Origin of the sequence: Cnuibacter sp. UC19_7 (assembly GCF_042699995.1) — a bacterium.
Lineage (GTDB): Bacteria > Actinomycetota > Actinomycetes > Actinomycetales > Microbacteriaceae > Cnuibacter.
This window is the reverse complement of record NZ_CP170560.1, coordinates 2,203,683-2,217,358: the sequence shown is the minus strand read 5'-3', so window position 1 is coordinate 2,217,358 and position 13,676 is coordinate 2,203,683. Positions and strand designations below refer to the sequence as shown.

Sequence of the window (13,676 nt, the reverse complement as noted above, 5' to 3'; positions counted from 1 at the left end):
AAAGGAACGAAACATGTTCTCGATCAAGGCGCACCCCGTCCGCAACTCGATCATCGGCGCTGCCGGGGCCGCGATGCTGGTGGCGGCCGTGGGCATCGGCGCGGGCGTGGCCAACGCGGGCACGCTGCCGGCCTGCGAGGCTTCGCAGCTGACGGTCTCGATCGTCGATCAGCAGGCGGGCATGAGCCACCGCGAGGTCACCTACGAGGTGACCAACACATCCGATCAGGCCTGCCTCGTGCACGGCGCACCCACCGAGGTGACGCAGACAGACGGCGCAGCCACCACCACGGCGACCGGGAGCAACTACTTCGGTCAGAACGGACCGGAGCAGATGATCCGGCTCGACCCCGGCCAGTCCGCCACCGGGGAGATCGCGTGGACCATCCCCCAGACCACGCCCGGCACCACGCCGTACACCCTGTCGGTGGACCTGCCCGATGTGGGCCTGCTCGAGACCGGCTACCACGACAGCACCGGCGCGCTCGACGGCGCCTACACGGTCACCAATCTCCAGCCCGCGCAGTGAGGTTCGGGGTGGGTCGGCTCCCCGCAGGGGAGAGCCGACCCGCCCCGCTGAACCGCGGGTCTCGGAGGGCTCGCGACTCCCGGTGAGACGCCCGCCCCACTTCGCGGTGACGGGTCGCGGGGCTATGAGCCCGCCGTGAATCCACCCACCGCCGCGAGCGTCGTCCGGGCGGCAGGATCTGCGGGAGCATGCTCGCAGTCGTGACCACCCCGCTGCCCGACGCAGGCCGACCGACCCAGGCCGAGGTCGCCCCGAGGATCATGCGCGTGCTGCTCGCACCGCTCCCGCGAAGACTCTCGACGGACGCGGCCGTGCTGCTCGCCGTAGTGCTCTTCCTCGTGATGTTCGGCCTGGTCATGGTGCTCTCCGCCTCGTCGGTCGACTCGCGGATCGACTCGGGCGACTCGTTCGCCGTGTTCCTCCGGCAGGCCTCGTTCGCAGCGGTGGGGGTGCCGCTCATGCTCATCGCGGCCCGGATGCCGGCGGCGCTGTGGTCGCGCCTGTCCGGCCCCGTCCTGCTGGTCGGATGCGCGCTGCAGCTGCTCGCGCTGGTCACCCCGCTGGGCGTGACCGTCAACGGCAACCGCAACTGGCTCGAGCTCGGTCCCCTCACGTTCCAACCCTCGGAGATCATCAAGGCCGGCATCGTCCTGTGGCTCGCCATGTTCTTGGCCCAGCGCGAGCGGCGGCTCGGCCAGATCCGCGGTGCGGTCCTCCCCACACTCCTCGTGCCGGGCGCCGCCATCGCGCTCGTCCTCCTCGGCGGCGACCTCGGCACCGCGATGATCCTCCTCGCCGTGGTGGTGGGCGCCCTGTACTTCGCAGGGGTGAAGATGCGGCATCTGCTCCTCGTGGTCGGGGTGATCGCGGTCGCCGTGCTCGTCGCCGCGCTGTCGCGCCCGAGCAGGATGGCGCGGATCGGCGCCTTCCTCGACCCGGCGAGCGCGGACCCGGGCGATGACGGCTACCAGACGCTCAACGGCTACTACGCGCTGAGCGATGGCGGAGTGTTCGGCGTGGGCGTCGGCGGCTCGAAGGAGAAGTGGGCCTGGCTGCCCGCGGTCGACACCGACTTCATCTTCGCGATCGTCGGCGACGACCTCGGCTTCATCGGCGCATGCACGGTGCTGGGCCTGCTCATCGTGCTCGCGGTCGTCTTCGCTCGGATGACGATGCGTGCGCAGACCCTGCACCAGCGGGTGCTCACGGGCGCGGTGATGACGTGGATCCTCGGCGAGTCGCTCGTCAACATCGCCGTCGTCCTCGGTCTCTTCCCCGTGCTGGGGGTGCCGCTGCCCTTCGTCTCGGCGGGCGGCACCGCCCTGCTCAGCGCCCTGGTGATGGTGGGAGCCGTGGTCTCGACCAGCCGCTCCTCGATCGCCGCCCCGGCGGTCTGACCGGTAGCCGCTGCGGCTCCGGTCCAGAGCGCGCCCGCGCTAGCTGTCGCCGGCGAAGGCGGCGAGTGCCGCCTGTGCGGCGCGAGCGACGGCCTCGTCCTCGTAGTCCGCATCGGGGTCCGTCTTCTCGGTGAGCACGCTGATCACCAGAGGCGGTCGACCGGGCGGTGTGACGAGCGCCACGTCGTTGCGGATGCCGCCGGCCCCACCGGACTTGTCCGCGACGACCCAGCCCTCGGGTGCGCCGGCGCGGATCAGGTGGTCTCCCGTGGCGTTCCCGCTCATCCAGTCGATCAGCGTCGCCCGGTCGCCGGCGCTCAGTGCCTCGCCGAGGAGGATTTCGCGGAGATCCGACGTGAACGCATGGGGGGTGGTCGTGTCGTCGATGCTCCCAGGCTCGATCACGTTGAGCTCCGGTTCGACATCGACCACCGAGGTCGTCCGGTCGCCGAGCCCTCGCAGCGCATCCTGCGCTCCGGCGGGTCCGCCGAGCTCCTCGAAGAGGATGTTGGCAGCCGTGTTGTCGCTCGATCGCACCGCGGCCTCCGCCAGCTGCGCGAGGGTCAACCCGTCGGCGACGTGCTCGCTGGTGGCCGGCGAGTATCCGGCCGACTCCACGTCCTCCTGTGTCCAGACGACCACGCTGTCTCGGGCCTCAGGAGGAGTGCTCTGGAGGAACGCCGCAGCGAGCAGCACCTTCAGGGTCGACGCGAATCCGAATCGCTCGTCGCCCCGGTACGAGAACGACTGACCCGAGCCCGAGTCGTAGACGCTGACGCCGATCCGGACGCCGTACTGGTCCTCCACCTGCTCGAGCCCGGGCGAGGGGTCGAGGAACGGCGTGGTCGTGGAGGGAGCGGCTGAGGTCGGTGCGCTGGCCGTGACCGCCCCAGGCTGAGCGCCGCATGCCGCGAGCCCGAGCGCCAGGGCGAGGGTCGCGCCGAGTACGAGGACGTGCACCTGTCTTCTCATCGAGGATCGCCTTCCGGTGCCGCCGTCCGCCTGTGCTGCGAGTTCGACGGTACCGGCATCGACGTGTGTCGCTCGACTCGGCCCCAGGGGCAGGGTGTGGACTCGACCCAGGACGATCCCAAGGAGGAGCGTGTGGCCTGGAGCACGCAGCAGCTCGCCGACCTGGCGGGCACGACGGTCAAGACGGTCCGCCACTACCACCGTGTGGGGGTGCTCGACGAGCCGGAGCGGCTGCCGAACGGGTACAAGCAGTACGGGACCAGCCATCTGGTCCGGCTGCTGCAGATCAAGCGGATGAGCGACCTCGGTGTCTCGCTCGCCCAGATCCGTGACCTGTCGGCCACCGACGATCCGCGGGCCGCCGTCGAGGTGCTGGACGCCGAGCTCGAGGCCGCCATCACGCGGCTGCAGCGCACGCGGGCCGAGCTGGCGCTCATCCTGAAGCATCGTGTGCCGCTCGACACTCCCGCCCGTCTGGAGGCTGCGGCCGAGGATCTCCCCGAGCGGTATCAGGGGATGCTCGCGGTCTACTCGAGGGTGCTCGACGACGCAGCGCTCGAGGGTGTGAGCGAGCTCTTGACCGAACCCGACGATGCCAGTGAGTCGTTCGACGCGCTGATCGACGAATCGGACGAGGACGCGGTGGACGCGGTCGCACGATTGCTGGCGACGTCCATGGTCGGCCACCGTCGGCGGTTCCCCTGGGCCTCGGAGCCCCGCTCGGCGATGCGCGGCAGGGGGAACCTCGGGCAGGAGGCGCTGGTGTCCGCCGCAGCGGAGGTCTTCACCCGAGGACAGCTCCGCGCGTTGGCCCGTGCGCATGAGATCGCCCAAGCGGTCCTCGCGGCCGACCAGGAGGACTGATCGGCCGCGGACGGCCCTTGACCCTGCCCCGAGGGCAGAGCATCCACTGGCGTGGTGACCGCGAGAACGCGGCACGATGCGAGAGGAATGCGAACCATGACCACCACGACAGACGCGACGCGTGACACCACGACCGTCGGCTGGCCAGAGCTCATCACCGCCGCGATCACCGCGGTGGTGCTCTACCTCGCCGGCGGACTCGGCATCTACCTGCTCGATCTCCCGGCCGACACGTCCGGCCTGGCCCAGCTCGCGCTCTCGGCGGTCGTGCCCGCGCTGGCTCTCGTCGCCGCGATCCTGGTGCGGCGTCGGCCCCTGAGCTCGTTCGGATTCCGGCGGGTTGGCGGGATCTGGCTGCTCATCGCCGTGGGTACGGCGGTGGTTGCCATGGCCGCAGCGTCGCTTCTGTCGATCTTCGTCTTGGACCGGCTGTTCCCTGGCGACTCCACCCAGTCCGACTACCAGGCAGCCGTCCACGGCGGGCCCGCGTTCTTCCTCGGCGTCCTCCTGATCGGGGGCATCCTCGAGCCGATCGGTGAGGAGCTGCTCTTCCGTGGTGTGCTCGCGAGCTTCCTCCGGCGGTGGGGCCCGTGGGTGATGATCATCGGCAGCACCCTCGTGTTCGCCCTGGCGCACGGTCTGAACGTGGTGTTCTTCTCGGCCGTCTTCATGGCGGCCTGTAGCACGTACCTCTACTGGCGCACCGGATCGATCTGGCCGAGTCTGGTCGTCCATGCGACCTACAACTCGTCCTCCTTCGTCCTGCAGGGCCTGGGCTTCTGAGGCTCGCCGGGCGGCGCCAGACGAGCCGCCGCCGCGGTCGTCGTCATCGCGAGGATGGCGTAGGCGACCGGATCAGAGTGCGTCGATGAGCTCACGCATCAACTGCGAGGGCGTCGTGTGACGCTTCTCGGCGGCCTCGTCGAGCTTGGCCCGCCGGGCCGCATCGAGCCGCAACGTGAACGGCCGTGCCTGACTGCCCACGCTGATGGGGCGACCGGGCACCGAGGGGCCGAGATGCTTCCCTGTGTACCCCTCGTCGGATTCCGTGTCTGCGGCCCACCGCTCCATGTCGTCGTCGGTGAACGGCGTACCGTTCACGTCGTTATGCGTCCCCATCTGCCTACCTCCTGAGCCCTACCTCGATGAGAACCTTCGCGGTCGCCGGCATCGCATGGAACACCAGCCACCCATCGGGTTCATCCTCCACGGCGACGTATTGCACCAGCCGCCCTGTCGTGTCCGTTCCGACACCGACCCACTGCACCGGATGCGTATCACGAGCCCGCGATCGCAACGTTCCCTCGAACGCAGCGATCACATCCGCCGTCGAGACCTCGGGGTGCCGGTCGGACACCCTCGGATGCACCCGGACTTGCACCGCGCCCTCCTCGAAATTTCGTAGTGCGTCAAGTGTAGTACGAAAGTCGCTGTCCTTGTCACTGTCTCCGTTTGTCGATGTGAACAATCACATTTGCGTTCGGCATAGATAATCTCGTTTGCATAACGGACCTCGACATTTCCCACTGCGCCTTGACAGGACGGCAATTGTGATCGCTAACATACTCACAACTCACCGATGAGTTGCGATCACAGACCGGCGATGCGGCCGGACCGAAACAAGGAGGTTTTGGAATGAAGGCGAAGAGACTGCTCGCCGGGCTGGCACTGGCGGGAGCCGTCGCCCTGGCAGCGACGGGATGCTCCGGATCGGGAGCCGGCGACGCCGGTTCGACCGACGGCGGATCCGACAAGGTCATCACCGTCGGGTTCGCGCAGACCGGTTCCGAGAGCGGATGGCGCAGCGCCAACACCGAGTCGATGAAGGAGGCGTTCTCGGAAGCGAACGGCTTCAACCTGGTGTTCAACGCGGCCGACAACAAGCCCGAGGCGCAGATCGCCGCGGTGCGCAACTTCATCAACCAGGGCGTCGACGCCATCGTGCTCGCCCCGATCGTCAGCGACGGCTGGGACGACGTGCTCAAGGAGGCGAAGGACGCCGGCATCCCGGTCATCCTCGAGGACCGCACGGTCTCCGCTCCTGAAGACCTGTACGAGAGCTGGATCGGCCTCGACTTCAAGAAGGAGGGCGAGACCGCCGGCAAGTGGGTCGCCGACAACTACGGCACGCAGCCCACCAACCTGGTCGTCCTCGAGGGCACCACGGGCTCGTCGGCCGCGACCGACCGCGCCACCGGGTTCAACTCGGCCATCGAGGGCTCGCAGATCAAGGTGCTCGACTCGCAGACGGGCAACTTCACCCGCGCCGACGGCAAGACCGTCATGGAGGGCTTCCTCCAGAAGTACGGCTCGCAGATCAACGTCCTGTTCGCTCAGAACGACGACATGGGTCTGGGTGCGCTCGACGCGATCAAGGCCGCCGGTCTCACCCCCGGTCAGGACATCAAGATCGTCACCATCGACGCGGTCAAGGATGGCATGACCGCCCTGTCCGAGGGCGAGTTCAACTACATCGTCGAGTGCAACCCGCTCCTCGGCGAGCAGGTGGCCCAGGTGGTGAAGGACGTCCTCGCGGGCAAGTCCGTCGACAAGCAGTACATCGTCGAGGACCAGGCGTTCGACCAGGAGCAGGCCAAGGCCGTCCTGGACAGCCGCCCCTACTGATCCCGACGCGCTCCCGCGTCAGGTGACGCCGCCGACCCCGGGTCGGCGCCCCTCGAACGGATGCGCCCCGCGCGAGCTGACTCACGCAGCTCCCGCGGGGCGCATCTCCCACCGCTCGACGAGCTCGCCGCCCGCTGCGGCCGGCTCACGAAGGAAGCGTCTCGCATGTCCTCCTCGCCTGCTGTCGTCGCGATGCGCGGCATCAGCATCCAGTTCCCCGGGGTCAAGGCCCTGGACGGTGTCGACTTCGCCCTCTACCCCGGCGAGGTCCACTCGCTCATGGGCGAGAACGGCGCCGGCAAGTCCACCCTCATCAAGGCGCTCACCGGCGTCTACGGCATCGACTCCGGCACGATCACGGTCGGGGGGCAGGAGAGGACGTTCCGCTCCACCGCCGACGCGCAGTCGGCGGGCATCTCGACCGTCTACCAGGAGGTGAACCTGTGCCAGAACCTCACGGTCGGTGAGAACGTCATGCTCGGCCACGAGCCCCGCCGGATCGGCGGCATCGACTGGAAGCGCCTGCACCGCGAGGCCGCCGGGCACCTCTCCGAGCTCGGCCTCGACGTCGACACCCGCTCCGTGCTGTCCACCCACTCGATCGCCGTGCAGCAGCTCATCGCGATCAGTCGCTCGATGGTGGTCGACACCAGCGTCCTCGTGCTCGACGAGCCGACGTCGAGCCTCGACCGCGACGAGGTGGAGCAGCTCTTCACCGTGGTCCGCCGCCTCCGTGACCGGGGAGTGGCCATCCTCTTCGTCTCCCACTTCCTCGACCAGGTCTACGAGATCTCCGACCGCCTCACCGTGCTGCGCAACGGCGCGCTGGTGGGTGAGTACCGCGTCGAGGAGATCGACCGCGGCGCGCTCGTCGCCGCCATGATCGGCCGCGAGCTCAGCGAGCTCGACTCGATCTCCGCCAGCGCGGGTCGCCCGATCGACCGCTCCGGCACCCCCGTCCTCCGCGCCGTCGGCGTGGGCAAGAAGGGGATGCTCGAGCCCATCGACCTCGACGTCCACCCGGGCGAGGTGGTCGGCCTCGCCGGCCTCCTCGGATCCGGTCGCACCGAGCTCGCCCGCCTCATCACGGGCGCCGAGCGCGCGGACAGCGGCACCACCGAGGTCCACGGCCGCGCGGCACGGCTCACCACTCCCCGCCACGCCCTCGACCGTCGCGTCGCGTTCTCGTCCGAGGACCGCCGCGGCGAGGGGATCATCGGCGACCTCACGGTCGCCGAGAACATCCTGCTCGGTGTGCAGGCGCGGCGTGGTGCGCTGCGCAGGGTGAGCAAGGCCGAGAAGGATGCGCTGGTCTCCGAGTACATGACCGCGCTGGGGGTGCGTCCGGCCGACCCGAACGCGCTCATCCGCAACCTCTCCGGCGGCAACCAGCAGAAGGTGCTCCTCGCCCGCTGGCTCGCCACCGCCCCCGAGCTCCTCGTGCTCGACGAGCCGACCAGGGGCATCGACGTCGGTGCCAAGGCCGACATCCAGCGCAAGGTGGCGGAGCTGGCCGAGAAGGGCCTCGCCGTCGTCTTCATCTCCTCCGAGCTGGAGGAGGTGCTCCGCATCGCGCAGCGTGTCGCCGTGCTGCGCGACCGTCATAAGATCGGCGAGCTGGCGACCGTCGACACCGACGTCGACGATCTCGTCGCCTTCATCGCCGCAGAGGACTCCACGGCGATCGAGGCCGAGGCGCTCGTCACCGAACAGGAGAAGATCGCATGAAGAAGCTGTTCTCCCACAGACTCGTCTGGCCCCTCGCGGCCCTGCTGCTGCTCATCGTCATCAACACCATCTCGCGCCCGTCGTTCCTCAGCATCACGCTGCAGAACGGCGAGCTCTACGGCTCGCTGATCGACATCCTCCGCAACAGCGCCCCGCTCATGCTGGTCGCCCTGGGCATGACGATCGTGATCGCCACCCGCGGCATCGACCTGTCGGTGGGCGCCATCATGGCGGTGTCGGGTGCGGTCTCGCTCACCGTGATCGAGGGATCGAACGATCCGGGCGGCCTCCCCACCGTGGCGGTCGCCATCCTCGCCGGAGTCGGCGTGGCACTGGTGCTCGGCGTGTGGAACGGGTTCCTGGTGTCGGTGCTCGGCATCCAGCCCATCATCGCGACCCTCGTGCTGATGCTCGCCGGTCGCGGTGTGGCCCTCCTCGTCACCGGCGGGTTCATCACCACGATCAACAGCGATCCGTACCAGTTCATGGCGCAGGGGTACGTGATCGGGCTGCCGTTCGCGTTCTTCGTCTCGCTCGCGGCGATCGCCGTGGTCTCGCTGCTCGAGCGCCGCACGGCGCTCGGCATGCTGACGGAGGCCGTGGGCATCAACCCCGAGGCGAGCCGGCTGGCGGGTGTCCGTTCGCGGAGCATCGTCTGGGGCGCCTACATCGCCAGCGGCACCCTCGCCGGCGTCGCGGGCATCCTCTACAGCTCGAACATCATGGCCGCGGATGCGAACGCCGCGGGCCTCTACATCGAGCTGGATGCGATCCTCGCCGTGGTCCTCGGCGGCACCTCCCTCGCGGGAGGCAAGTTCAGCATCGCGGGCACCGTGATCGGCGTCTTCACGATCCAGACGCTGAAGAGCACCATCACCTTCCTCGGGGTCCCGCCCGCGGTCAGCCCGGTGTTCATGGCCATCGCGGTCGCGATCGTCGTCCTCGCCCAGTCGCGTCGTGTGCGCGGCTGGCTCTCCTCCGCGGGCCGCCTCGCCCGCCCCACGGCCCGTCCCGACTCGAAGGTGCTGTCATGACCGCTCTCACCACCGTCCGGCGTCCCGCCGCGGAGCGCACCGGTTTCGGGCGGCGCTTCCTCGCCCGTCACGTCGCCTGGGTGCCCGTCTTCGCGGCGCTCGGCATCCTGCTCGTCATGATCGTCGGCGCGGTCGCCTACTTCCCCAACTTCCAGCTGCCGCGCATCCTCTCCTCGATCCTCCTCGACAACGCGTATCTGCTGGTGCTCGCCGTGGGCATGACGTTCGTGATCCTCACCGGCGGCATCGACCTCTCGGTCGGCGCGGTCATGGCGTTCACCGGCATCCTGTGCGCCCGGCTCCTCGGCGACGGCGTGCCGGTGGCGGTGGCTGTGCCGTCGATGATCCTCATCGGCGCGGCGATCGGCCTGCTGATCGGGCTGCTCGTGCAGTACTTCGACGTGCAGCCGTTCATCGCGTCCCTCATCGGGATGTTCCTCGCCCGGGGTCTGGCCTTCGTGGTCAGCCTCGAGTCGATCAAGGTGGCGGATGAGGGTCTGCTCTGGCTGCAGTCGACACGGTTCACTCTCGGGACCTGGTACATCACACCGACGGGGATCATCGCCCTGCTGTCGGTCGCGATAGCGGCGATCGTGCTGCGCTACACCCGGTTCGGCCGCACCATCTACGCGGTGGGTGGCAACGAGCAGTCGGCGCGGCTCATGGGTCTCGCGGTGGTGCGTACGAAGCTCATCGCCTATGTCATCAGTGGCGTCTGTGCAGGGCTGGCCGGCATCATCCTCACCGCCTACTCCGGAGCGGGCTATCCGCTCAACGGCATGGGGACCGAGCTCGACACCATCGCGGCCGTGGTCATCGGCGGGACGCTGCTCACGGGCGGCAGCGGGTTCGTCTTCGGCTCGATGATCGGCGTCTTCGTCTACGGCCTGATCAAGACGATCATCTCGTTCCTCGGGGCCGAGCAGTCGTGGACGCGGATCACCGTCGGCGCGCTGCTGCTCGTGTTCGTCGTGGTGCAGCGCGTGATCGTGCGGCGCTCCGCCCGCCGAGGCTGACCTCCTCGGGCCGCGGCGCGGAACGGGCGCCGCGGCCCGAGCATGCATGATAGGACCCATGGACCCGACGCCGTCGCCGACGCGGGCGCTGCTCGATGTCAGTGGCGCCACGGTCCGCTATGGGCCGGAGACGGTGCTCGACTCGGTCGACTTCCACCTCCGTCCGGGCGAGATCCACTCGCTCATGGGCGAGAACGGAGCCGGCAAGTCGACGCTGCTCAAGGCCATCACGGGCGCCATCCGGTTGACCGAGGGCAGCATCCGCATCGACGGCGACGAGGTCCGGTTCTCCTCTCCGCGTCACGCGCGGGGTGCAGGGATCTCTGCCGTGTACCAGGAGGTCGACCTCCTCCCCAACCTGACGGTCGCCGAGAACGTCTTCCTCGGCCAGGAGCCCCGACGTCTCGGCGGCATCGATCACCGCCGCATGAGGCACGAAGCCGCCGAGGTGCTCGCCTCGCTCGGCATCGAGGTCGACACCGCGTCGCTGCTCGGCACCCACTCGCTCGCGCTCCAGCAGATCGTCGCGATCGCGCGGGCGATCTCTACCGACGTCCGCATCCTCGTGCTCGACGAGCCGACCTCCAGCCTCGACGCCGACGAGGTCGCCGAGCTCTTCCGGGTGATGCGCCAGCTCGCCGCCTCCGGTGTCGCGATCGTGTTCGTCTCGCACTTCCTCGACCAGGTGTACGAGATCTGCGACCGCGTCACCGTGCTGCGCGACGGCAGGCTCGTGGGCGAGTACTCGACGGGCGAGCTGCTGAGGGTCGACCTGGTCGAGAAGATGCTCGGGTCGGCCGGGGCGGCGGGGGCCGCGCCGCTGCAGGAGAAGTCACGGCCCGATCCCGACGTGGCGGTGCTCGAGGGCCGCGGCATCACGGTGCATCCCGGCATCCAGCAGGCGGATGTCACCCTGTCGTCCGGTGAGGTCCTCGGGGTGGCCGGCCTCCTCGGCTCGGGCCGCAGCGAGCTCGCACGCGCCATCAGCGGGGTCGACCGGCTCGACCAGGGGCGGATCACGGTGGCCGGCGTGCCCCGCACCTTCCGCTCCCCGCGCCAGGCCGCCGTCTCGGGTGTCGTGTACTCCTCCGAGAACCGTCGCACCGACGGGATCATCGCCGACCTCAGCGTGCTCGACAACATCACCCTCGCCCTGCAGGCGCAGCGCGGGGTGCTGCATCGGATGAGCGTCGCACGGCGACGCGAGCTGGCCCAGAGCTGGGTCGATGCCCTCCACATCCGACCCGCCGACATCGACCGGAGGGTGGGTGAGCTGTCGGGCGGCAACCAGCAGAAGGTGCTGCTCGCCCGACTGCTGGCCCTGGCCCCCGACATCGTGGTGCTCGACGAGCCGACCAGGGGCATCGACGTGGGAGCGAAGGCCGAGGTGCAGCGCCTGGTCGGCGAGCTGGCCGACAACGGGCTGGCGGTCGTGTACATCTCGGCCGAGCTCGAGGAGGTGCTGCGGGTCTCCACGACGGTCATGGTCCTCCGCGGCGGTCGCGTGATCGCCACGCTGCCGGCCGCCGATCTCACCCCCGAGCAGCTCCTCGCGCTCGTGGCCCGCCCCGAGCAGGGGGATCCGGCGGATGGCTGAGGGCAAGGCCGCGCGCGCGGCCACCATCTTCGATGTCGCACGCCTGGCGGGTGTCTCGCACCAGACCGTGTCGCGTGTGCTGAACGACATGCCCAACGTGAAGCCGGCGACCCGCACCCGCGTGGAGCAGGCGATCGCGCAGCTCCGCTACAGCCCGTCGCCCGCGGCGCGCGCCCTCGTGACCCGGCGCACCCGGACCATCGGGCTGGTCACCCCGGGCACCCTCGACTACGGCCCCACGTCGATCGCCACGAGCTTCAACTTCGCCGCTCGGGCCGCCCGCTACAACGTCGATGCGGTGAGCACGCCCGACAACGACGTCGCCGCCGTCCGCACCGCCGTCGAGGGGCTGTTGCGGCAGCGCGTCGACGCGCTCGTCCTCATCGTGGTCGACATCGACGTGCTGCAGAGCATCCAGGGACTGCAGGTCGGCGTGCCGCTGGTCGCCGCGGCCGCGACCAGCCGTCCCCATCCGCTGCTCGTCTCGATCGACCAGTACCGGGGCGCGCGGGCGGCCACACGGCACCTCATCGAGTCGGGGTACGAGCGGATCCTGCACGTGGCCGGCTCCTCGCGGGCGCCGGATGCGCTCGAGCGCGTCCGCGGCTGGCGTGATGAGATGGCGGCCGCGCTTCGCGAGGTGATCGAGCCCGACGTGGGGGACTGGTCGGCCGAGAGCGGATATCGCATCGTCCACGACTTGGACGTGCGCGCCGGAGACGGGCTGTTCATCGCGAACGACCACATGTCGATCGGCGCGCTCTCCGCTCTCCGCGCTCGCGGTCTGCGCGTCCCGGAGGACGTGGGGATCGTCGGGTTCGACGACCTGCCGGAGTCGCCCTACCTCCTGCCGCCGCTGACCACGGTGCGCCAGGACTTCTCGGCGCTCGGCTCGCTGATGATGCAGAAGGTGCTCGTGCTCGCCGACGAGCCCGACCGGGTCACCGAGGACACCCCCATCCCGACCCGCCTGGTGCTGCGGGAGTCGACGCGGCCGCGCTGAGCCGGGTCGGGCTGAGCCCGCTCGGGCTCAGACGCCTCGCGAGTCGCGCCAGGAGTGCTGCGGGGCATAGCCGAGCAGGCGGCGGGCCTTGTCGATCGACAGCAGAGTCTCCTCCGCGCTCACGGCGCGCTTCAGCGGTACGTCCGGGAACACCTCGGCGATGAGCTGCTCGTTCGAGACGGTCGACACGGTGTCGGCGGCCGCGATGATGAACCGGTCGAAGCCCGCCGGTGCGACCTCGAGGGCACGCTGCACCGCCTGCGCGCCGTCGCGCGCGTCGATGTAGCCCCACAGGTTCCACTTGCGCTCAAGCGGGTCGTCGTCGAACGGGAAGGCGGCGTAGTCCTCCTCGACCATCACGTTCGAGAATCGCAGTGCCGTGATCGAGAGGTACGGATGCCAGCGCACCAGCTCGATCGCCAGCTGCTCCTCGAGGTGCTTCACGAGCGAGTACACCGACTCCGGACGCGCCGGGTAGTCCTCGTCCACCGGGATGTAGGGCGGCGGCACGTCGAAGGGCAGCCCGAGCACGGTCTCGCTGGAGGCGTAGACGATGCGGCTGATGCCGAGCCGCGTCGCCGCCCAGAACACGTTGAAGGTCGCCGCGATGTTGTTGTGGAACGTGGCGATGTCGCTTCGGATGCCCGGCGCGGGGATCGCGGCGAGGTGCACCAGCGCATCCACGCCCTCGTGCTGGTCGCCGACGCCGCCCAGGGCGTCGATCACCTGACCGTAGTCGGCGAGGTCGACCTGCACGAAGCCCGGCCCGCGCTGCCCGACGGCGTCGAGACCGATGACGTCGTGCCCGGCGGCTCTGAGCTCCGCCGCGACGACCGACCCGAGCTTGCCGGAGGACCCTGTGACCGCGATGCGCATGTCCTCCAGTCTGCTCCCCTCCTCGGACGTGCGCC

General features: G+C 69.5%; 13 protein-coding genes. 10 read left to right on the top strand and 3 right to left on the bottom strand.

Features of this window, described 5'->3' with window-relative positions:
- Positions 1–13 precede the first annotated feature (13 nt).
- Together ACFJGV_RS10490 and ftsW are read left to right on the top strand one after the other, a co-directional pair.
- Entirely contained in the window at positions 14–529 is a 516-nt protein-coding gene (locus ACFJGV_RS10490; RefSeq protein ID WP_378143859.1) for a DUF4232 domain-containing protein, read from the top strand.
- Between the two features lie 188 nt (positions 530–717).
- Complete coding sequence (gene ftsW / locus ACFJGV_RS10485; protein WP_378143858.1) at positions 718–1,926, top strand: putative lipid II flippase FtsW; 1,209 nt, start codon at positions 718–720, stop codon at positions 1,924–1,926.
- 39 nt (positions 1,927–1,965) lie between these two features.
- On the opposite strand, the gene bla is transcribed toward ftsW, so the two are convergent.
- The gene (gene bla / locus ACFJGV_RS10480) at positions 1,966–2,898 is read right to left on the bottom strand and encodes a class A beta-lactamase (RefSeq protein ID WP_378143857.1); all 933 of its coding nucleotides are present in this window, start codon (positions 2,896–2,898) and stop codon (positions 1,966–1,968) included.
- A gap of 96 nt (positions 2,899–2,994) precedes the next feature.
- Here bla and ACFJGV_RS10475 point away from each other — a divergent pair, with 96 nt between their 5' ends.
- Both ACFJGV_RS10475 and ACFJGV_RS10470 read left to right on the top strand, forming a co-directional pair.
- Positions 2,995–3,762, top strand: coding sequence for a MerR family transcriptional regulator (locus ACFJGV_RS10475; protein ID WP_378143855.1), 768 nt, complete (start codon positions 2,995–2,997; stop codon positions 3,760–3,762).
- Positions 3,763–3,858: 96 nt separating this feature from the next.
- A complete protein-coding gene (locus ACFJGV_RS10470) occupies positions 3,859–4,545 on the top strand; it encodes a CPBP family intramembrane glutamic endopeptidase (protein ID WP_378143854.1) in 687 nt (228 codons plus the stop codon).
- 72 nt (positions 4,546–4,617) lie between these two features.
- Here the strand turns inward: ACFJGV_RS10470 and ACFJGV_RS10465 are convergent, their stop codons facing one another.
- Positions 4,618–4,881 (bottom strand): CopG family ribbon-helix-helix protein, encoded by a 264-nt coding sequence (locus ACFJGV_RS10465; RefSeq protein ID WP_378143853.1) that lies wholly within the window; start codon positions 4,879–4,881, stop codon positions 4,618–4,620.
- A gap of 516 nt (positions 4,882–5,397) precedes the next feature.
- Here ACFJGV_RS10465 and ACFJGV_RS10460 point away from each other — a divergent pair.
- The 6 genes from ACFJGV_RS10460 (at position 5,398) to ACFJGV_RS10435 (ending at position 12,765) form a co-directional block, all read left to right on the top strand.
- Positions 5,398–6,387: an ABC transporter substrate-binding protein gene (locus ACFJGV_RS10460; RefSeq protein ID WP_378143852.1), complete on the top strand. Its 990-nt coding sequence runs from the start codon at positions 5,398–5,400 to the stop codon at positions 6,385–6,387.
- Between the two features lie 165 nt (positions 6,388–6,552).
- On the top strand, positions 6,553–8,115 hold the full coding sequence (locus ACFJGV_RS10455) for a sugar ABC transporter ATP-binding protein (protein WP_378143851.1): 1,563 nt from the start codon (positions 6,553–6,555) through the stop codon (positions 8,113–8,115).
- Complete coding sequence (locus ACFJGV_RS10450; protein WP_378143850.1) at positions 8,112–9,149, top strand: ABC transporter permease; 1,038 nt, start codon at positions 8,112–8,114, stop codon at positions 9,147–9,149. The genes ACFJGV_RS10455 and ACFJGV_RS10450 overlap by 4 nt, the downstream gene beginning before the upstream one ends.
- Positions 9,146–10,165, top strand: coding sequence for a sugar ABC transporter permease YjfF (locus ACFJGV_RS10445; protein ID WP_378143849.1), 1,020 nt, complete (start codon positions 9,146–9,148; stop codon positions 10,163–10,165). The genes ACFJGV_RS10450 and ACFJGV_RS10445 overlap by 4 nt, the downstream gene beginning before the upstream one ends.
- A gap of 58 nt (positions 10,166–10,223) precedes the next feature.
- The gene (locus ACFJGV_RS10440) at positions 10,224–11,762 is read left to right on the top strand and encodes a sugar ABC transporter ATP-binding protein (protein WP_378143848.1); all 1,539 of its coding nucleotides are present in this window, start codon (positions 10,224–10,226) and stop codon (positions 11,760–11,762) included.
- Positions 11,755–12,765: a LacI family DNA-binding transcriptional regulator gene (locus tag ACFJGV_RS10435; protein WP_378143846.1), complete on the top strand. Its 1,011-nt coding sequence runs from the start codon at positions 11,755–11,757 to the stop codon at positions 12,763–12,765. Before ACFJGV_RS10440 ends, ACFJGV_RS10435 begins: the two co-directional genes overlap by 8 nt.
- A 27-nt stretch (positions 12,766–12,792) precedes the next feature.
- On the opposite strand, the gene ACFJGV_RS10430 is transcribed toward ACFJGV_RS10435, so the two are convergent.
- On the bottom strand, positions 12,793–13,641 hold the full coding sequence (locus ACFJGV_RS10430) for an NAD-dependent epimerase/dehydratase family protein (RefSeq protein ID WP_378143845.1): 849 nt from the start codon (positions 13,639–13,641) through the stop codon (positions 12,793–12,795).
- Between the last annotated feature and the right edge of the window lie 35 nt (positions 13,642–13,676).